Here is a 19,376-nt window from a genome sequence, read left to right on the forward strand (position 1 = left end):
CTCCCTGTTATTGCGCGCTCGAAGCAGCGGCAGCACTCGCCGGCGCAGCGCCCGATGCGGCAGCACCGGAAGCGGCAGCGGCGCCGGAACCGGCGGCAGCCGGCGCGGCGGACGCGGCAGCCGCACCCGACGCGGCATCGGCCGCCGGTGCGAGCTGCGCGGGGACCGTCTTCACGGTCGCCCCCGGGCGCACCTTGTCGACGCCCTGCACGATCACGTGATCACCCGCTTGCAGACCACCTTCGACCACCCAGTTCGGGCCCTGCATGCCCGTCGTCTTCAGCGGACGCGGCTCGACCTTGTTGCTGGCGTTCACCACCATTGCGATCGCCTGCCCCTTCTGGTCATGCGTGACGCCGATCTGCGGCACCAGGAACGCGTTCTCGTTCACGCCTTCCTCGATCCGTGCACGCACGAACATGCCCGGCAGCAGCACCTTGCCCGGGTTCGGGAAGACCGCGCGGATCGTCACCGAGCCGGTGGTCTGGTCGACCGTCACGTCCGAGAACTGCAGCTTGCCCGGCTCCGAATAGGTCTTGCCGTCTTCCAGGATCAGCGACACCTTCGCCGCGCCCGGGCCGGACGTCTTCAGGCGGCCGCTCTGCACGTCCTGGCGCAGCTTCAGCCCTTCGAGGCTCGACTGCGTGAGGTCCACATACACCGGGTCGAGCTGCTGCACCGTCGACATCAGCGTCGCCTGGCTCGCCTGCACGTACGCGCCCGGCGTCACCTGCGAGATGCCGACGCGGCCGGTGATCGGCGACACGACATCGGTATAGCCGAGGTTGATCTGCGCGGTGTCGACCGCCGCCTTGCCGGCCGCGACGTCCGCCGCGGCCTGGCCTTGCGTGGCCACCGCGTTGTCGTAGTCCTGCTTGCTGACCGCGTTCGCGGCCACCAGCACCTTGTAGCGTGCGACCAGCGCGTTCTGCGTGACGAGGTTCGCCTGCGCCTTCGCGAGCGTTGCCTTTGCACTGTTCAGCGCGGCGATGTAAGGCGCCGGGTCGATCTTGTAGAGGCGCTGACCGGCCTTGACGTCGGTGCCTTCGGTGAATTCACGACGCAGCACGATGCCGTCGACCCGCGCGCGGACCTGCGCGACGAGGAACGCGCTGGTGCGGCCCGGCAGGTCGGTGAAGACCGGTACGGCTTGCGGCTGGACGGTGACGACGCCGACTTCCGGCGTTTGCGGCGGCGGTGCCGATTCTTTTTTCCCGCACGCGGCCAGGAAAACGGCGGCCGTCGCGACAGTGATTAAGCGGTATGGAACCCGTTCGACGCGCATGGAGCGACCTCTGTGTATAACCAATGGAATAAGTGCCACACCCGACCGGAGCGAGCGCAACACGGATGCGCCTCACGGCGCAGATCGAACACCTGAATTACTGGACTGCTAGATACAGCAAGCGGCACGAAACCTCCGTGCCGACAGGATGCCCCGCAACTGCGGACTGGTACTTTGGCGGGAATCAGCAGAGTGGGATATTAACTGATTGCCACTTGGGTCATTCGATCGTAGGGTGGTATTGTATATACATTCATGAATGTATGTAAAAAGCCCGCTTGTGCGCGACCGGCTGTCCAGTCTTACGGATTGTTACCAGCCGCGAGCATAGCCAGTCTATATGACGGCGCCGAGGGTTGCAGACCCTATATTCACCTACGATCGATCCAATCAGGCCTGCACATGGTCAGACGTACCAAGGAGGAGGCGCTCGAGACGCGCAATCGCATTCTCGACGCCGCCGAGCACGTGTTCTTCGAGAAAGGCGTGTCGCACACGTCGCTCGCGGACATCGCGCAACATGCCGGCGTGACGCGCGGCGCAATCTACTGGCATTTCGCGAACAAGAGCGAACTGTTCGACGCGATGTTCGATCGCGTGTTTCTGCCGATCGACGAGTTGAAGCGGATGCCGCTCGACGCGCCGGGCGGCAATCCGCTCGACAAGATCCGCCAGATCCTGATCTGGTGCCTGCTCGGCGTGCAGCGCGACGCGCAGTTGCGCCGCGTGTTCAGCATCCTGTTCATGAAGTGCGAATACGTCGCGGACCTGGAGCCGCTGCTGCAGCGCAACCGCGCGGGGATGAGCGAGGCACTGCACGCGATCGACGCCGATCTCGCGGGAGCCGTGCGGCTCAAGCTGCTGCCCGAGCGGCTCGATACGTGGCGCGCGACGCTGATGCTGCACACGCTCGTCAGCGGTTTCGTGCGCGACATGCTGATGCTGCCCGACGAGATCGACGCCGAGCAGCATGCGGAAAAGCTCGTCGACGGCTGTTTCGACATGCTGCGCTACAGCCCGGCGATGCTGAAGGACGGCGAATGACCGCGCGACGTGCGTTCGCCAGCGGTTCGGGTCTTCGTTTCATCGGGCGGGCCGCCAATCGCGCCGACGCCCGACCCGCCTCCCCTTCTCCCCGCCCGGTTCAGGCCGCCTTCGCGCGCTGCGCGCGGGCCCGCCGGTTCGACGCGGCGACCGAATCGCGCTTCGGCATCGGCGCACCTGCCAGCCCCGCGATCCACGCATCGGTGGACATCACGGCCGCGAAATTCGACTGGAACACCACCGCGTACGCGCGGTGAATCTCCTCGGCGCTCGCCGCGCCTGCTTCGTTCTCGTAAGGCAGCGCGCCCGTCGCGTCGTTCAGGTATTCGACATTCAGCCCCGCATGCGCCGCGTGATAGACCGTCGACGCATTGCAGTTGTGCGTCATGTAGCCGGCCACCGCGAGCGTGTCGATCCCGTGCGCATCGAGCCACGCTGCAAGGTCGGTCCCGGCAAACGAGCTTGCGTGCGTCTTCTCGATCAGGTGTGCATACGGCCGGCTGGCGACGACCGCGTGCAGCGCGACGCCGTCGGTGCCGGGCGCGAAGATCGGCGCGCCGGCCGGCGCGACGTGCTGGACGACGATCACGGGCACGCCGGCCGCATGCGCGGCATCGATCGCGCGGCCGATGTTCGCGAGCGACACGTCGAGCGGCGGATATTCGATCGGCAGGTTACCCGTCACGTACTCGTTCTGGACGTCGATCACGATCAGCGCGCGGCGGGAAGCAGAATGGGAAACGGAATGCGGGACGGCGTTCGACATGGCTGGCTCCTGGTCCGGGGGCGCGGCCCCGCCCCGGAACGGGGTGGTCAGCGGCGCGATGCGATGCATTGTCGGGGCGCGACGCTCACGTGGACAGTGGCCCGATAGCCATTCTTCGATAGAATCGGGCCATCACCCATCCGGAGCCCGCCATGACCGCCGCCTCGTCCACCCGGCCCGCCCCGACCGTCGTTGCCGTGATCGCGTACGACGGCATCAGCCCGTTTCACCTGTCGGTGCCGTCCGTCGTGTTCGGCAAGGAACGCGACGCGGCCGCGTCGCCCGCGTTCGAGTTTCGCGTCTGCTCGGCCGAGCGCGGCCCGCTGTCGACGACGGGCGGTTTCACGATCACCGCGCCCTACGGCCTCGACGGGCTCGACGACGCGGACATCGTCATCGTGCCGGCGTGGCGCGACCCGGACGAAGCGCCGCCCGACGTGCTGCTCGACGCCGTCCGCGCGGTCGCCGCGCGCGGCGCGCAGCTCGTCGGGCTGTGCCTCGGCGCATACGTGCTCGCCGCGGCCGGCTTGCTCGACGGCCGCCCGGCCACCACGCACTGGGCATGGGCCGACGACTTCGCACAACGCTTCCCGCGCGTGAAGCTCGATCCGGACGTGCTGTACGTGGACGACGGCAACCTGATGACGTCGGCCGGCACGGCTGCGGGGCTCGACTGCTGCCTGCACGTCGTGCGGCGGCGCTTCGGCTCGGACGCCGCGAACCAGATCGCGCGCCGCCTCGTGATCCCGCCGCACCGTCAGGGCGGGCAGGCGCAATACGTGCCGCAGCCGGTCGCCGCGCACCCGCGCGATGCGCGGCTCGCGGGCCTGCTCGACTGGGTGCGCGCGCACCTCGACGCCGCGCACAGCGTCGACTCGCTCGCCGAACGCGTGCTGATGAGCCGGCGCACGTTCACGCGCCACTTCCGCCAGGCGACCGGCACGACCGTCACCGCGTGGCTGCAGGCCGAGCGGCTGGCGCGCGCGCAGCATCTGCTGGAAACCACCGGGCAGTCGATCGATGCGATCGCGCAGGCGGCCGGCTACGGGTCGAGCGTGTCGCTGCGCCAGCATTTCGCGGGTGCGCTCGGCACGTCGCCGTCGGCGTATCGAAGGGAATTTCGCGGCGCCGGAGCCGGCGCCGATGCCGCGCGGTAGGCGCGCGGCGGGCGAACCTCGCAGCGGAAACGGCCGGCCGCTCAGCCGCCGTTGATCCAGCGCGCCGCGTAGAGCAGCAGCGCGACGAAGACGATCATCGCGGCCCACGCCCACACGGGCACCGTGCCGGAGCCGCGATGCGGGAGTGCGCTGGCGGCACGCCCGGTCAGCGCGCCACCGAGGTGCGGCGGCAGCGCCCGCTTCGTCGCGGCCACCAGCGACGCCGGCCGCAGAAACACGTGCTGGCGCCGCGGCGCGGCCGAGCGCGCGCGATTCGGTGCGAGACCGTGCTTCGCCTGTACGACCGCGCAGAATTCACGGAAGAAATCGTCGGTCCATTCACGCAGCGTATTTTCGATCTGCCGCCCCGGCAGCTCGGTGAGCGGGCCGCTCGCCGTCGCCCAGACCACGTACTCGATACGCGTGGCGTTCGCGTCGTCATCCGGCATCAGCACGAGTTCGACCTGGCCGCGCAGCGCGCCGAGCCCGTCGGCCCGCGCCTTGAAATTGAGCACGCGGCGCGGCTGGCCTTCCGCATCGCCCTGCTCGGCGGCCGCATGCGCACGCACGTCGTAGCGGGCGCGCAGCGGGCCGAGCGGCACCGTGATCGTCAGCGCGAACTCGCCGTCCGCAAGCTTCACGAACGATTCGCAATGATCGAAGCTCGCGCGCAGCAGCGCGAGATCCTCGAATGCCTCCCGCACGACGGGCGGCGCGAGCGGTATGCGCAATGTGTCGTTCAGTTCCATGACGCCTCCCCGGTGAACACGCGCCGCATCAGGATGTCTCGACGAGACTGTCGATCCGTGCGGCGTCGAAGGCGACGTAGAGCGCGAGCGCCGACGCCGCCTCCTTCGGTTCCTCGTAACTCCATGCGGCGTTCTCGATCACGCCGTCTTCCGTCTGCAAGTCGAAGTGCACGGCCTCGCCCCTGAACGGGCAGACCGACGTGACACCGGATTTCACGAGCCGGCGCATGTTGACGTCGCGGCGCGGCAGGTAGTGGATGTCCGGCAGGCCCGTTTCGCGCACGGTCAGCGCGCCGTGCGAATCGGCGTACGTGATGCCGCGATGGATCACGCGCACACGATGACGGTTCGGCACGATTTCGAGACGAGGGTCGGCGGCGTCGGACATCGTTTCTCCTTGGGGCGGCCCGGCTGGCCGGGCTCAGGAAACGAAAAAAGCCACGGCACGGGTGCCGTGGCTTTCATTATCGGCGAAACCGCAGCCGAATGCGCGACCCGGGCCGGCGCCGCGCGCGACAGGCTACTGCGCGCTCCACTGGAACGCCGTCTTCGCGCCGCCCTTCGCGCCGACCGTGACGGCACGGGATTCCTCGTTGCCCTGGTACGACGCATGCACCGTATAGCGGCCCGGCGGCACCTTCACGAGCATGTACGGCCCGCGCGCGTCGGTCTTCAGCACCTCGTCGCCCTTGCCGTCGACGATCCGCACATGAACGTCGGCCAGGAACTCGCCGCCCTTGCCGGTGAAGCGCAGCGCCAGCGGCCATTTCGGCTCGTTGCGCTGGAACGCCGTCGATTCGTCCTGCCCGACGCCGCCGGACACGAAGGTGACGTCGCCCTGCTGGCCCGCGGCGGGCAAGCCGTCCGACTGCGCGTACGCGCCGGTCGCTCCGGCCGCGAGGCCGGCGGCCAGCGCCGCGGCGACGGCAAATCGGGACACGTTGCGTAGATATTGCATGGCTCTCTCCTTGGGGTCGGAACACATACAGGGCGCGGCGTCACGCATTCGAGCGGCGGCGGCGCCCGCCGCGGCCGGCCTGGCCGGCCGTCGGCCGTGGCCGGTCAGCTCAGGTCGACCGGCACGAAGATCTGGGCATTATCGCGCTGGATCAGTAGAGCAAGACTGTTGCCCGCGCCCTTGACCGCGTCGCGCAACTGCTCGGGGCTCGTGACCGGGCGGCCGTTGACCGCGAGGATCACGTCGCCGGGCTGGATGCCCGCGTTGGCGGCCGGCCCGCCGGCCTGCTGCACGATCAGGCCGTGCGACAGGTTGTCGGCGCTGCGCTCCTGCGGCGACAGCGGACGCACCGCGACGCCCAGGCGCCCCTGCTCGACGGGCCCGCCGTCGTTCGACGCGAGCTTCGCATCGGCCATCGCGCCGAGCGTCACGCTGACCGACTTCTTCGACTTGTCGCGCCAGATCTGCAGGTCGGCCTTCGAACCCGGCTTCAGGTTCGCGATCTGCGCGGGCAGCGACGTCGAATCGGCAACCGGCGAGCCGTTGACCGACAGGATCACGTCACCCGGCTGCAGGCCGGCCTTCGCGGCCGGGCCGTTCGGATCGACCGAGCTGACGAGCGCGCCGTCCGGCTTCTGCAGTCCGAACGAGCTCGCGAGTGTCTGGTTCAGCCCCTGCACGGCGACGCCGAGGCGGCCGCGGCTCACGTGGCCCGTCTTCACGAGTTCGTCCTTCACCTTGATCGCCTCGTTGATCGGGATCGCGAACGACAGGCCCTGGAAGCCGCCCGTCTGCGAATAGATCATCGAGTTGATGCCGATCACCTCGCCCTGCAGGTTGAACAGCGGGCCGCCCGAGTTGCCGGGGTTCACCGGCACGTCGGTCTGGATGAACGGCGTGTAGTTCTCGTCCGGCAGCGCGCGCGACTTCGCGCTGATGATGCCCGACGTGACCGTGTTGTCGAAGCCGTACGGCGAGCCGATCGCGACGACCCACTGGCCGACCTTGCTCTGCGCCGGGTCGCCGATCTTCACGGTCGGCAGGCCGCTCGCATCGATCTTCAGCACCGCGACGTCCGACTGCTTGTCCGAGCCGACGACCTTCGCCTTGTATTCGCGCTTGTCGGTCAGCTTGACCGTGACGACGTTCGCGCCGTCGATCACGTGCGCATTGGTGAGGATGTACCCGTCGGAGCTGATGACGAACCCGGAACCGAGGCTCGCGCTCGGCTGGTCGTCCGGTTGCGCGTCGCCGCCCATGCCCGGCACCTGGCCGTAGAAGTGCTTGAAGAACTGGTAGAACGGATCGCTCGGATCGATCGGCAGTTGCGGCTGCGGCACGCGCCGCGACACCTGCTTCACGACGTGCTTCGCGCTGATGTTCACCACCGCCGGGCCGTAAGTCTCGACGAGCCCGGAGAAATCGGGAATGCCGGTCTTGGCGGCCGCTTCGGCCGGCATCAGCGCGGCAGCCTGTGCGGGCGTGATGATCTGCGGATCGGCGCGGCGGGTGCCGGCGACATAACCGGCGGACAGGGCGGCCGCCACGGCGACCGCGACGGCGCCGCGCGCAAGGAATCGGGTATTCATCGTAGGACCTCCTCTTTGTTAGGACGCAGCGTAACGACCCTGACTTAAAGGAGGCTTAATCAGCCTTAAGCGGGGCTTAAGCGGCCGCCGGCGCCCGCCCGGCGGCACGCGTCACGCGGATTCGGAAGGCTGCGGCGCCTCGGCCGGCATCTCGGCGTCGCGGAACACGACGCTGACGAGCAGGCCGCCCGCGGCCGCGTCGCCGAGCGACACCGTCGCCCCCTGCTGCGCCGCCACGCGCTTGACGATCGCGAGCCCGAGCCCGCTGCCCGACACATCGGTGCGCGCCCGCGCGGAGCTGTCGCGGTAGAAACGGTCGAACACGCGCTCGCGCTCGTCGGCCGGGATGCCGGGCCCGCTGTCGCCGATCTGCACGCACGCGCGGCCGGCCGCGTCGCGGGTGAGCGACACGTCGATGCGGCCGCCGTCCGGCGTGTACTTCACCGCGTTGTCGAGCAGGTTGCCGAACATCACGCGCAGCGCGCCGACGTCCGCGACGACGCTCGCCGCGTGCGTCTCCTCGAAGCCGAGATCGATGTCGCGCCGCTGCGCGAGCGGCGCAAGCGCAGCCACGCATTCGGCGAGCAGTGCCTGCAGGTCGACCGGTTCGCGCATCGTCGCGCCGTCGGGTTCGGCGCGAGCCAGCGCGAGCAGTTGCTCCGTGAGACGCGTCGCGCGCGACACGCCATCCTGGAGATCCGCGACCGCCTCGCGACGCGATGCGTCGTCCTTCGCGCGGGCGACGAGTTGCGCCTGGATCTGCACGGCCGCGAGCGGCGTGCGCAGTTCGTGCGCGGCGTCGGCCACGAACGCCTTCTGCGTGTCGAGCGCGGCCGACAGCCGCGCGAGCAGCCCGTTCAGCGCCCGCACGAGCGGCTGCACCTCGAGCGGCAGGCGCGCATCGGGCAGCGGATCGAGCGCTTCCGGCCGGCGCGCCTCGACTGCGCGCGTCACGCGGCCGAGCGGCGCGAGCCCGCGCCCGACGATCACCCACACGGCCGCGCCGAGGAACGGCAGCAGCACGATCAGCGGCCACAGCGTGCGCAGCGCGACGTTCGCCGCGAGCCGGTTGCGCACCGACAGCGGCTGCGCGAGCTGCACGACGTTGTCGCCGACGATCGCCCCGTACACGCGCCATTCGCCGCGATCGGTGCGCTCGGTCGAGAACCCGAGCTCCGCGCGCGGCGCGATCGGCGCACGCGGATGCGAGAAGTACATCAGCACGCCGTTGCGGTTCCAGATCTGGATCACGATGCCTTCGTCGCCGTTGGTACGCGAGCCGAATACCTGCGAGAACGGTTCCGACGGCAGCGCCGCGGCGATTTCCTGCAACTGGTAGTCGAACAGTTCGTTCGCCTCCGCGAGCGCCTGCCGGTAGATCAGCCAGCCCGCGATGCCCACGCCCGCGACGACGATCGCGAGCAGCCAGATCAGCAATTGATGACGAATCGACCTCACGCGTCAGCTTTCCTTGACGACCATGTAGCCAAGCCCGCGCACGTTGCGGATCAGGTCGGAGCCGAGCTTCTTGCGCAGCGCGTGGATGTAGACCTCGACCGTGTTGCTGCCGATCTCCTCGCCCCAACCGTACATCTTCTCCTCGAGCTGGCTCTTCGACAGCACCGCGCCGGGCCGCGCGAGCAGCGCCTCGAGCAGCGCGAACTCGCGCGCGGACAGCGCGACGGGCGCGCCGTCGAGCGTCACCTGGTGCGAGGCGGGATCGAGCGTCAGCGCGCCGTGGCGGATCAGCGATTCGCTGCGCCCCGCCTGGCGGCGGATCAGCGCGCGCATTCGCGCGCCGAGCTCGTCGAGGTCGAACGGCTTGACGAGGTAGTCGTCGGCGCCCGCGTCGAGACCCTTCACGCGATCGGCCACCGCGTCGCGCGCGGTGACGATCAGCACCGGCAGCGCCAGCCCGCGCGCGCGCAGCGTGCGCAGCACGTCGATGCCGTCGCGCTTCGGCAGCCCGAGATCGAGCAGCAGCAGGTCGTACGTCTCGCCGCCGAGCGCCGTCAGTGCGGCGTCGCCGTCCTGCACCCAGTCGACTGCAAAGCCGTCCGAGCGCAGCGCCTTGCGCACGCCTTCGGCAATCATTCGATCATCTTCGACAAGCAGAATCCGCATCGGGACAGGCATCCATGGGGCGAGTCAAACACGCCGACCATTGTAGCGCCGCGAACCCGGCGCGCGGCACCGTGCAATGCAACAGAAAGGCGGATTGCAAGGGGGCTGTCCGGACTTGTCTCTACAATGTGCGCTTTGGCGCCGCGCGCGCCCTGCCCGAACGTCGTGCTTTCCCCGTATTCGCTCATGCCGATTTCCGATCTTTCCAACCGGTTCGCCCCCCGCGCCCGCGTCTGCCTGCGGGCGGCCGCCATCGTCGCCACCTGCACGGCCCTCGCCTTCGCGCCTGCCGCGCAGGCCCGCAAGAAATCCCACAAGGAAGCGCGCAAGACCGCGGTCGTGTCGCCGGCCGCGCGCGCGGCCGGCCTGCCGGCGTCCGTGCTCGTCGCGCTGCAGCGCGCGAAGGTGCCGGCGTCGGCGATGAGCGTCGTCGTCGAGCGCGTCGGCGATCCGGAACCGCTGATCGCGTGGAATGCGAGCCGGCCGATGCTGCCCGCCTCGACGATGAAGCTCGTGACGACCTTCTCGGGCCTGTCGATCCTCGGCCCCGACTACCGCTGGCGCACGACCGCCTACACGGACGGCACGGTCGACCCCGACGGCACGCTGCAGGGCAACCTGTACATCAAGGGCACCGGCGATCCGAAGCTCGTCCCCGAAGAGCTGATCGACCTCGTCGACAAGCTCCGCAAGGCCGGCGTCAAGCGCGTAGCCGGCGGCCTCGTGCTCGACAAGAGCTACTTCGCGGCGTCGACGCGCGATCTCCCTTCGTTCGACGACGATGCGAGCGCGCCGTACAACGTCGGCCCCGATCCGCTGCTGTACGCGTTCAAGGCCGTGTCGTTCACCGTCACGCCGGGCGACGACGGCAAGGTGGCCGTCGACGTGCTGCCGCCGCTCGCGGACCTGTCGATCGACAACCAGCTGGTCGAAGGCTCGGGCTCGTGCAGCGCGGCCGCCGCGGCCGCGCGGCCGACGCTGACGGCCGGCAGCGGGATCATGACCGCTTCGTTCGCCGGCGACTACCCGCTGCGTTGCGGCGCGCACACGACCAACCTCGCGATCCTCGATCACACGACGTTCTTCGCCCGCGGCTTCCTCGCGCTGTGGCAGCAGGACGGCGGCACGATCACGGGGCCCGTGAGCGAAGGCAAGGTGCCGACCACCGCGCGGCCGCTCGCCGTGCATCACAGCCCGGTGCTCGGCAGCATCGTCTACGACATCAACAAGTTCAGCAACAACGTGATGGCGCGCAACCTGTTCCTGACGATCGGCGCGGTCGGCGGCAGGCCGCCCGCGACGCCCGAGCAGTCGAGCCGCGTGATACAGGCGTTCCTGCAGAAGAACGGCATCGCGATGCCCGACCTCGTGCTCGAAAACGGCTCGGGCCTGTCGCGCGAAGAGCATGTGAGCGCGCTGTCGCTCGCCGCGCTGCTGCAGGCCGCGAACGCGAGCCCCGTCGCGCAGGCCTTCATCGATTCGCTGCCGATCGCGGGCATCGACGGCACGATGAAGAACCGCCTCACCAACGCCGGCGTGCTCGGCAATGCGCACATCAAGACCGGCACGCTGCGCGACGTGCGCGCGATCGCCGGCTACGTTGCGGGCGCCGACGGCCAGAGCTACATCGTCGTCAGTTTCATCAACAACGATCACGCGGAAGCCGCGCGCGCCGCGCACGACACGCTGCTCGAATGGATCTACGCCGGCGCACAATGACGATCCGCGCGCCGCGGCATGGCGCGGCGCCGCCGGCTGCCGGCCCGCGCCGGCTTGTACCGGCCACGGGGCCGCACCGCGCAGCGGGTCGCCCCGACGGGCAATCGGGGCGGCCCGCAAGCGCCCCCGCGCACGGAATCCCGCCCTCCCCGGTTTGAAACGGCAGCCGCCGCCCTCGCGCGACACACCGCGCACCGATCACACCGACAAAACAGGGCCACACCGCCCGGCCCCGTGCCGCGCGGCTTCCGTAGAAACCCTGTCCTCAGAGGGAACCCTCTACGCTGCCCCCTCGCCTAGCGCGTGGCGATTGCGTAGGCTGTTGGCCTGACCGATATCTACAACGGGCCATACGCCCGGCCTCAAGGCTTGCAGGGGAAAGAAGGAGACACGCCCATGCGATTCGACGTCGAATTGCTTCTGCTCGCGCTGGCGCCCGTCTTCCTGCTCTGCATCGCGTGGGAGGCCTGGCACCTCGCCCGCACCCGCGCGCAGGACCATCTCTATGCGTGGCGCGACACGCTGTGCAACGCGGCGCTCGCGCTGATGCACCAGGGCGCCGACAAGATCGCGTGGCTGTTCGTGATCCCCGTCTACGCGTATTGCTACCGGCACTACCGCCTGTTCACGTGGCACGACGGCTGGCTGTCGTTCGCGGTGCTGTTCGTCGCGCAGGATTTCCTCTACTACGTGTTCCACCGCGCGAGCCATCGCGTGCGCTGGCTGTGGGCCGCGCACGTCGTGCATCACTCGTCCGAGCGGATGAATTTCTCGACCGCGTTCCGCCAGAGCCTGATGTACCCCGTCGCGGGCATGTGGGTGTTCTGGCTGCCGCTCGCGTTCGCCGGCTTTCCGCCGCAGCAGGTCGTCGGCATCGTGCTGATCAACCTCGCGTTCCAGTTCTTCGTGCACACGCAGGCGATCGGCAAGCTCGGCTGGATCGAATACGTGCTGAACACGCCGTCGATCCACCGTGCGCACCATGCGCGCAATCCGCGCTACATCGACCGCAATTACGCAGGCGTCCTTGTGATCTGGGATCGCCTGTTCGGGAGTTATGTCGAGGAAACGCCCGACGATCCGCCGCGGTACGGGATCGTCGAGCGGCTCGGCTCGAACAACCCGCTCGTCGCGACGTTCCACGAGTGGATATCGATGGCCGGCGACGCATTGCGCGTCGACGGATGGCGCAACAAGCTGCGCGCGATTTTCGGCCCGCCCGAATGGGCGAGCGCTTATCATGCGCAGATTGCCGAGGCCGCGAACCCCGATCCGCGCACCGTGCCGCCGGCGGCTGCGCGTAACCAATAAACCGTTTCAGCCAACGGCCGCCGCGCAGCCCGGAACCGAGCAGGCACGCGGCAGATGAGAAACACATCAGGCCATATCTACGAGGAGATCGAACGATGCAGACACAACAACACGCACCTTCCCGCACCCGGCAGCGCATGCTGCGCACCGCGCAGGTCGCGATCGCCGGCGCCGCGCTCGCGCTGCTCGCCGCATGCGGCGGCGGCGGTGACGACAACAACAACAGCGCGTCGAACACGCCGCCGTCGGGCGTGAAGATGCAGGTCGTGTCGTTCGGCGACAGCCTGTCCGACGCGGGCACCTACTCGCAGATCAAGCTCGGCTTCGGCGGCGGCCGCTTCACGACCAACCCGGGCCAGGTATGGACGCAGAACGTCGCGCAGTACTACGGCGACACGCTGCAGCCCGCGAACCAGGGCGGGTTCGGCATTCCGCTGCAGGCCACCGGCGGTCTCGGCTACGCACAGGGCGGCTCGCGCGTGACGTTGCAGCCGGGTATCGGTCACGCGGACGCGAGCGTGCCGAACGCCGACTACGCGCAGGCCACCACGACGCCGATCGCCGACCAGGTCAAGCAGTACCTGTCGCAGCACGGCAGCTTCAACGCCGGCCAGATCGTGCTGGTCAACGGCGGCGCGAACGACATCTTCTACCAGGCGCAGGTCGCGCAGGCGCAAGGCAACACGCCGGCCGCGCAACTCGCGGCGGCGCAGGCGATCGGCCTGGCCGCGCAGCAGCTCGGCGGCATCGTCCAGCAGATCGTCGCGGCAGGCGCGACGCACGTGTACGTATCGAACGTGCCGGACATCGGCGGCACGCCGCTCGCGCTGCAGGGCGGCGCGCCGACGCAGGCCGCGTTCACGCAACTGTCGGGGCTGTTCAACCAGACGCTCGCCGGCACGCTGGCCGCGCTGAAGGTCGACACGACGAAGGTCGCGCTGCTCGACACGTTCACGTGGCAGGACGGCATCGCGGCGAACTACAAGGCGAACGGCTTCAGCGTGTCGAACACCGATACCGCCTGCAACCTGAAGGCGATGGTCCAGGCCGCCACGCAGTACGGCGTCGCGAACGCGACCGCATTCGGCTCGTCGCTGTTCTGCTCGCCGCAGACCTACACGGTCGCGAACGCGGACCAGACCTACATGTTCGCCGACACGGTCCACCCGACGACGCACCTGCACGCGCTGTTCGCGCAGTTCGTCGAACAGCAGATCGCGAAGTCGGGCGTCGGCAAGTAAGCCGCCGGCCACGCGCCCAAACAGAAACGCCCGACCGGTTCGCCGGTCGGGCGTTTTTTCATTCCTGGATCAGCCGTCGAGCGTGTCAGTCGCGCGCTTCGAACGCGGCCGCCGCACGGCCGAGACGATCGTTGACCGCGATCCATTCGACGGTCTCGGGCAGCTTCTCGACGAGGATGCGTGCGACCTGCGCGCGGTCGAGCGCGCGCAGCATCCCGTACAGGTCGCGTGCATACGCCTGCGGATCTTCCGGCGCCGCGACGAAATGCACGCCATCGGCCTGCGCCCAGCGTCCCGCGCGCGACGCACGGGCGACGAGCGCGACACGCTCGCCGTCGGCTTGCGCGGCCGCGAGCAACGGCTCGAGCGTGTCGAACGGCAGCAGCGCGAGCGGCGTGCGCGGCGCGTAATGCGCCTTCAGCGTGCCCGATGCGCGCGGCGCGGTCGCGTCGCTGCCGTCCGGCAGCTTCGGCGCGCGGCCGAGCACGTCGGCGATCTGCTGCGGCGTCACGTGGCCCGGGCGCAGCAGCGCCGGGAAACCGCGCGACAGGTCGAGAATCGTCGATTCGATGCCGACTTCGGACGCGCCGCCGTCGAGCACGTGCACGGTGTCGCCGAATTCGTCGCGTACGTGCTGCGCGGTGGTCGGGCTCACATGGCCGAACCGGTTCGCGGACGGCGCGGCCACGCCGCCATGCCCGCCACGCCGCGCGCTGAACGCGGCCAGCAGCGCCTGCGCGACCGGATGCGACGGGCAGCGCAGCCCGACCGAATCCTGGCCGCCGCTCACGGCGTCCGGAATGCGCGCATGACGCTTCAGGATCAGCGTCAGCGGGCCCGGCCAGAATGCATCGATCAACGCCTGCGCATCGGCCGGCAGATCGTCGGCCCAGTAACCGGGATCGCCGCCCGGCGGCAGGTGCACGATCACCGGATGGTTCGCCGGCCGCCCCTTCGCCGCGTAGATGCGCGCGACGGCCTCGGGATTCGCCGCGTCGCCGCCGAGCCCGTAGACGGTTTCGGTCGGAAAGGCGACGAGCTGGCCCGCGTCGAGCAACGCGGCGGCCGCGTCGATCTGCGCGGCCGTCACGGCGTTCGGGAGATCGATGGACATCGGCCGGCGCCTCAGTCGAGCGGCACGCGCAGCAGCTGCGCGCACGCGGTGGCCGCGGCAACGGCTTCGTCGCGCGTTTCGGCCGTGAAGTTCACGTGGCCCATCTTGCGGCCGACGCGTGCGTCCTCCTTGCCGTACAGGTGCAGGTGCGCGGCCGGCATCGCGGCGACCGTGTCCCACGGCGGCGTGACGGCGTCAGCCGCCGCCCCGTTGGGGAACCACACGTCGCCGAGGATGTTCAGCATCGCGGCCGGCGAATGCTGGCGCGGGTTGCCGAGCGGCATGCGCGTCATCGCGCGCACCTGCTGCTCGAACTGGCTCGTTGCGCACGCATCGACCGTGTAGTGACCGGAGTTGTGCGGGCGCGGCGCCATTTCGTTCGCGACGAACGAGCCGTCTTCCAGCACGAAGAATTCGACGCACAGCACGCCGACGTAGCCGAGCGTATCGGCGATCCGCACGGCGGCCTGTTGCGCCTCTTCGACGCGCGCGGCATCGGCGGCCGGCGCGGGCACGACCGTCAGCGCGAGGATGCCGTTGTGATGCACGTTCTGCGCGAGCGGGAACGCGGCCGAGCGGCCGTCCGCGCCGCGCGCGATCAGCGCCGACACTTCGTATTTCAGCGGCAGGCGCTTCTCGAGCACGCACGGCACGCCGCCGAGCGCGGCATGCGCGTCGCGCGCTTCCTGCGCGGTGGCGACGCGCACCTGGCCCTTGCCGTCGTAGCCGAGGCGCGCCGTCTTCAGGATGCCCGGCAGCACCGCGTCGAGCGCGGCATCGTCGAGCGCGGTGAGTGCCGCCGACGATTCGATCACGACGTGCGGCGCGACGGGCACGCCCGACGCCTCGATGAAACGCTTCTCCGCGATCCGATCCTGCGCGACCGCGACGCAGCGGCCGGCGGGTGCGACGAACGTCGTGCGCGCGAGGAAATCGAGGCTCGCGGCCGGCACGTTCTCGAACTCCGTCGATACGGCCTCGCACAGGTCGGCCAGTTCCGCGAGCGCGGCTTCGTCGTCATATGCGGCGCGCAGGTGGCGGTCGGCGACCGCGCCCGCAGGGCTCGTCGGATCGGGATCGAGCACGGCGACGCGATAGCCCATCGACTGGGCGGCAAAGCAGAACATGCGGCCGAGCTGGCCACCGCCGACCATGCCCAGCCACGCGCCGGGCAGGATCGGGGAAACGGAATCAGGAGTTGCGGTCATGTCAGTGGTCGGTCGCGGCGGAACGCGAAAATGCCCGCCGCAGTGGGAAAATCCGGCGCCGGCCGCGTCGTGCGGCCGCGCGCCATGCCGTCATTCCAGCGGCGGCAGCACCATCGCGTGCGCGGCTTCGTTCTGGCGCACGCGGAACGCGGCGAGCCGGTTCGCGTAGTCGGTCGACGTGCCGGACAGGATCGACACCGCGAACAGCGCGGCATTCGCGGCGCCGGCCTCGCCGATCGCGAACGTCGCGACGGGCACGCCCTTCGGCATCTGCACGATCGAGTGCAGCGAATCGACACCCTTCAGGTACTTGCTCGCGACCGGCACGCCGAGCACCGGCACCGTGGTCTTCGCGGCCAGCATGCCGGGCAGGTGCGCTGCGCCGCCGGCGCCCGCGATGATCGCGCGCAGCCCGCGCTCGCGCGCCTTCTCCGCATAGTCGAACATCTCGTCGGGCATCCGGTGCGCGGACACGACCTTCGCTTCGTACGGCACGCCGAATTCCTGCAGGATGGCGACCGCGTGCTTCATCACGTCCCAGTCGGAACTCGAACCCATCAGCACGCCGACGAGCGGCGCGCTGTGCGTGTGGGCAGTCTGGATTTCGCTCATGTCGTATGTACCTCGATCAGGCGAGCGCCTGGCCGGTGATGCGCTCGAGCGCTTCCTGGTACTTCGCGGCCGTCTTCTCGACGACGTCGGCCGGCAGCGCCGGCGCCGGCGCCGTCTTGCCCCACGGCTGCGCCTCGAGCCAGTCGCGCACGAACTGCTTGTCGAACGACGGCGGGTTGGTGCCGACTTCGTACTGGTCGGCCGGCCAGAAGCGCGACGAATCGGCGGTCAGCACTTCGTCCATCAGGTACAGCTTGCCGTGGTTGTCGAGGCCGAATTCGAACTTCGTGTCGGCGATGATGATGCCGCGCGTCGCCGCGTAATCGGCCGCTTCCTTGTACAGCTTGATCGAGATGTCGCGAATGGTTGCGGCCAGCTCGGTACCGATGCGGCGCTCGGTTTCCTCGAACGTGATGTTCTCGTCGTGCTCGCCCATCTCGGCCTTCGCGGCCGGCGTGAAGATCGGCTCGGGCAGCTTCTGCGCGTTCTGCAGGCCTTCCGGCAGCTGCACGCCGCACACGGCGCCCGACGCCTGGTATTCCTTCCAGCCGCTGCCGGCCAGGTAGCCGCGCACGACCGCTTCGATCATGATCGGCTCGAGGCGCTTGACGACCACGCCGCGGCCCTTCACCTGCTCGACCTCGTCGGCCGCGACGACCGCTTCCGGCGCGTCGCCCGTCAGGTGGTTCGGCACGATGTGCGCGAGCTTGTCGAACCAGAAGTTCGCCATCTGGTTCAGCACGCGGCCCTTGTTCGGAATCGGCTCGCCCATCACCACGTCGAATGCCGACAGGCGGTCGGTCGTGACGATCAGGAGCTTGTCGTTGCCGACCGCGTAGTTATCGCGGACCTTGCCGCGACCGAGGAGCGGCAGCGAGCGGAGCGTGGATTCGTAAAGGGTAGACATCGTCTTTTCGCAGATAAGGAGCCAAACAAAAAGGGAAACGCCGTTCCCCGCGGCAGGCGGGAACGGCGGTCTTGCAATACGTCGGCGAACCGGCGGGCGACGGCGCCCGGCGGTTGCCGGCCGGCCCTTGTTCGGCCGGACGGAGCGGCTACCGGGGCCGGATCGGATCCGGCAACCGGGCGGCCAGCCCTTGCCCGGCGGCAGTACCGGGCGGGGGCAATCGTACTACAGTCTCAGCGCACGACCTGCGCGAGCGCGCCGGACTTGTACTGCTCGGCGATCTTGTCGAGCGACAGCGGCTTGATCTTGCCGGCCTGGCCTTCGCAGCCGAACGCGAGGTAGCGGTCGACGCACACCTGCTTCGCCGCTTCGCGCGCGGGCTTCAGGTAGTCGCGCGGATCGAACTTGCCCGGGTTCTCGAACAGGTAGCGGCGGATCGCGCCGGTGATCGCGAGACGCAGGTCGGTGTCGATGTTGATCTTGCGCACGCCGTGCTTGATGCCTTCCTGGATTTCCTCGACCGGCACGCCGTAGGTTTCCTTCATGTCGCCGCCGAATTCGCGGATCTCGGCCAGCAGCTCCTGCGGCACCGACGACGAACCGTGCATCACGAGGTGGGTGTTCGGGATGCGCGCGTGGATTTCCTTGATGCGCTGGATCGACAGGATGTCGCCCGTCGGCTTCTTCGAGAACTTGTACGCGCCGTGCGACGTGCCGATCGCGATCGCGAGCGCATCGCACTGCGTGAGCTTCACGAAGTCGGCGGCCTGCTCCGGATCGGTCAGCAGCTGCTCGCGGGTCATCGTGCCTTCCGCGCCGTGGCCGTCTTCCTTGTCGCCCTTCATCGTCTCGAGCGAGCCGAGCACGCCGAGTTCGGCCTCGACCGTCACGCCGATCGAGTGCGCCATCTCGACGACCTTGCGCGACACGTCGACGTTGTACTCGTACGACGCGACCGTCTTGCCGTCGGCTTCCAGCGAACCGTCCATCATCACGCTGGTGAAGCCGCTGCGGATCGCGGCCGTGCAGACTGCCGGCGACTGGCCGTGATCCTGGTGCATCACGACCGGGATGTGCGGGTACGATTCGACCGCCGCTTCGATCAGGTGGCGCAGGAACGGCTCGCCCGCATACTTACGCGCGCCGGCCGATGCCTGCATGATCACGGGCGCGCCGACCTGGTCCGCCGCCGCCATGATCGCCTGGACCTGCTCCAGGTTGTTCACGTTGAAGGCCGGCAGGCCGTAACCGTGCTCTGCCGCGTGGTCCAGCAATTGACGCATTGATACGAGAGGCATTGTGGAACTCCTTGGAATGAAAACCGGTGCGCCCTGACGCCGGCGCGGCGCTCGCTCCCGTTCGAACCGGGGTGGCGCGGCGCGGCTGAGCGTCGAATAGCCGCATTTTATCGCGAAGCGCCTCCGATTCCGACCGCCCGGTGGCGCCGGCTCGCAATTTGTTACGTTCGCACGGCACAATGCGGGCAAAAAAGAGAAAAAAAGCCGCGTGGGGCTTCGGACCCCACGCGGCTTTCGCGTATAAAACGGTGCCGGATCGATTTTTCAGCCGATCCGGGCGGCCGGCGCACTGGC

18 protein-coding genes are annotated in these 19,376 nt (G+C 69.1%); 5 read left to right on the plus strand and 13 right to left on the minus strand.

What is annotated here, in order from left to right:
• Positions 1 to 7: 7 nt before the first annotated feature.
• Positions 8 to 1,285: an efflux RND transporter periplasmic adaptor subunit gene (locus PQB87_RS14675; protein ID WP_060049512.1), complete on the minus strand. Its 1,278-nt coding sequence runs from the start codon at positions 1,283 to 1,285 to the stop codon at positions 8 to 10.
• Between the two features lie 402 nt (positions 1,286 to 1,687).
• Between PQB87_RS14675 and PQB87_RS14680 the strand changes: the two genes are divergently transcribed.
• Positions 1,688 to 2,329: a TetR family transcriptional regulator gene (locus PQB87_RS14680; protein WP_027789239.1), complete on the plus strand. Its 642-nt coding sequence runs from the start codon at positions 1,688 to 1,690 to the stop codon at positions 2,327 to 2,329.
• Between the two features lie 100 nt (positions 2,330 to 2,429).
• Here the strand turns inward: PQB87_RS14680 and PQB87_RS14685 are convergent, their stop codons facing one another.
• A complete protein-coding gene (locus tag PQB87_RS14685; protein WP_489242265.1) occupies positions 2,430 to 3,095 on the minus strand; it encodes a cysteine hydrolase family protein in 666 nt (221 codons plus the stop codon).
• 152 nt (positions 3,096 to 3,247) lie between these two features.
• Here PQB87_RS14685 and PQB87_RS14690 point away from each other — a divergent pair, with 152 nt between their 5' ends.
• Positions 3,248 to 4,252 carry a helix-turn-helix domain-containing protein gene (locus PQB87_RS14690; RefSeq protein ID WP_021164096.1) on the plus strand — a complete coding sequence of 335 codons (1,005 nt, stop codon included), beginning with the start codon at positions 3,248 to 3,250 and terminating at the stop codon, positions 4,250 to 4,252.
• 41 nt (positions 4,253 to 4,293) lie between these two features.
• On the opposite strand, the gene PQB87_RS14695 is transcribed toward PQB87_RS14690, so the two are convergent.
• The 6 genes from PQB87_RS14695 to PQB87_RS14720 all read right to left on the minus strand — a co-directional run bounded on the left by PQB87_RS14695 (position 4,294) and on the right by PQB87_RS14720 (position 9,672).
• Positions 4,294 to 5,001 (minus strand): SRPBCC family protein, encoded by a 708-nt coding sequence (locus tag PQB87_RS14695; protein ID WP_059552841.1) that lies wholly within the window; start codon positions 4,999 to 5,001, stop codon positions 4,294 to 4,296.
• 28 nt (positions 5,002 to 5,029) lie between these two features.
• Complete coding sequence (locus PQB87_RS14700; RefSeq protein WP_021164094.1) at positions 5,030 to 5,389, minus strand: DUF427 domain-containing protein; 360 nt, start codon at positions 5,387 to 5,389, stop codon at positions 5,030 to 5,032.
• Between the two features lie 132 nt (positions 5,390 to 5,521).
• On the minus strand, positions 5,522 to 5,959 hold the full coding sequence (locus PQB87_RS14705) for a carboxypeptidase-like regulatory domain-containing protein (RefSeq protein ID WP_027789234.1): 438 nt from the start codon (positions 5,957 to 5,959) through the stop codon (positions 5,522 to 5,524).
• A gap of 104 nt (positions 5,960 to 6,063) precedes the next feature.
• Complete coding sequence (locus PQB87_RS14710; protein WP_489242268.1) at positions 6,064 to 7,548, minus strand: DegQ family serine endoprotease; 1,485 nt, start codon at positions 7,546 to 7,548, stop codon at positions 6,064 to 6,066.
• A gap of 111 nt (positions 7,549 to 7,659) precedes the next feature.
• On the minus strand, positions 7,660 to 9,006 hold the full coding sequence (locus tag PQB87_RS14715; protein WP_059523396.1) for an ATP-binding protein: 1,347 nt from the start codon (positions 9,004 to 9,006) through the stop codon (positions 7,660 to 7,662).
• Positions 9,007 to 9,009: 3 nt separating this feature from the next.
• Complete coding sequence (locus PQB87_RS14720) at positions 9,010 to 9,672, minus strand: response regulator (RefSeq protein WP_021164091.1); 663 nt, start codon at positions 9,670 to 9,672, stop codon at positions 9,010 to 9,012.
• Between the two features lie 186 nt (positions 9,673 to 9,858).
• Here PQB87_RS14720 and dacB point away from each other — a divergent pair, with 186 nt between their 5' ends.
• The 3 genes from dacB (at position 9,859) to PQB87_RS14735 (ending at position 13,943) form a co-directional block, all read left to right on the plus strand.
• Positions 9,859 to 11,391 (plus strand): D-alanyl-D-alanine carboxypeptidase/D-alanyl-D-alanine endopeptidase, encoded by a 1,533-nt coding sequence (dacB, locus tag PQB87_RS14725; protein WP_059688813.1) that lies wholly within the window; start codon positions 9,859 to 9,861, stop codon positions 11,389 to 11,391.
• Between the two features lie 396 nt (positions 11,392 to 11,787).
• On the plus strand, positions 11,788 to 12,702 hold the full coding sequence (locus tag PQB87_RS14730; RefSeq protein ID WP_060067239.1) for a sterol desaturase family protein: 915 nt from the start codon (positions 11,788 to 11,790) through the stop codon (positions 12,700 to 12,702).
• Between the two features lie 95 nt (positions 12,703 to 12,797).
• Positions 12,798 to 13,943 carry an SGNH/GDSL hydrolase family protein gene (locus tag PQB87_RS14735; protein WP_222156240.1) on the plus strand — a complete coding sequence of 382 codons (1,146 nt, stop codon included), beginning with the start codon at positions 12,798 to 12,800 and terminating at the stop codon, positions 13,941 to 13,943.
• A gap of 85 nt (positions 13,944 to 14,028) precedes the next feature.
• Here PQB87_RS14735 and PQB87_RS14740 read toward each other — a convergent pair whose 3' ends face one another.
• The 5 genes from PQB87_RS14740 to fba all read right to left on the minus strand — a co-directional run bounded on the left by PQB87_RS14740 (position 14,029) and on the right by fba (position 19,082).
• On the minus strand, positions 14,029 to 15,057 hold the full coding sequence (locus PQB87_RS14740; protein WP_021164112.1) for an L-threonylcarbamoyladenylate synthase: 1,029 nt from the start codon (positions 15,055 to 15,057) through the stop codon (positions 14,029 to 14,031).
• 11 nt (positions 15,058 to 15,068) lie between these two features.
• Positions 15,069 to 16,265 carry a 5-(carboxyamino)imidazole ribonucleotide synthase gene (locus PQB87_RS14745; protein WP_489242273.1) on the minus strand — a complete coding sequence of 399 codons (1,197 nt, stop codon included), beginning with the start codon at positions 16,263 to 16,265 and terminating at the stop codon, positions 15,069 to 15,071.
• Between the two features lie 90 nt (positions 16,266 to 16,355).
• Positions 16,356 to 16,877 (minus strand): 5-(carboxyamino)imidazole ribonucleotide mutase, encoded by a 522-nt coding sequence (gene purE / locus PQB87_RS14750; RefSeq protein WP_021164114.1) that lies wholly within the window; start codon positions 16,875 to 16,877, stop codon positions 16,356 to 16,358.
• Between the two features lie 16 nt (positions 16,878 to 16,893).
• Positions 16,894 to 17,784 carry a phosphoribosylaminoimidazolesuccinocarboxamide synthase gene (locus PQB87_RS14755; RefSeq protein ID WP_021164115.1) on the minus strand — a complete coding sequence of 297 codons (891 nt, stop codon included), beginning with the start codon at positions 17,782 to 17,784 and terminating at the stop codon, positions 16,894 to 16,896.
• Positions 17,785 to 18,017: 233 nt separating this feature from the next.
• A complete protein-coding gene (gene fba, locus PQB87_RS14760) occupies positions 18,018 to 19,082 on the minus strand; it encodes a class II fructose-bisphosphate aldolase (protein WP_027789227.1) in 1,065 nt (354 codons plus the stop codon).
• Positions 19,083 to 19,376 lie beyond the last annotated feature (294 nt).

Source organism: Burkholderia sp. KL41 (assembly GCF_057005415.2).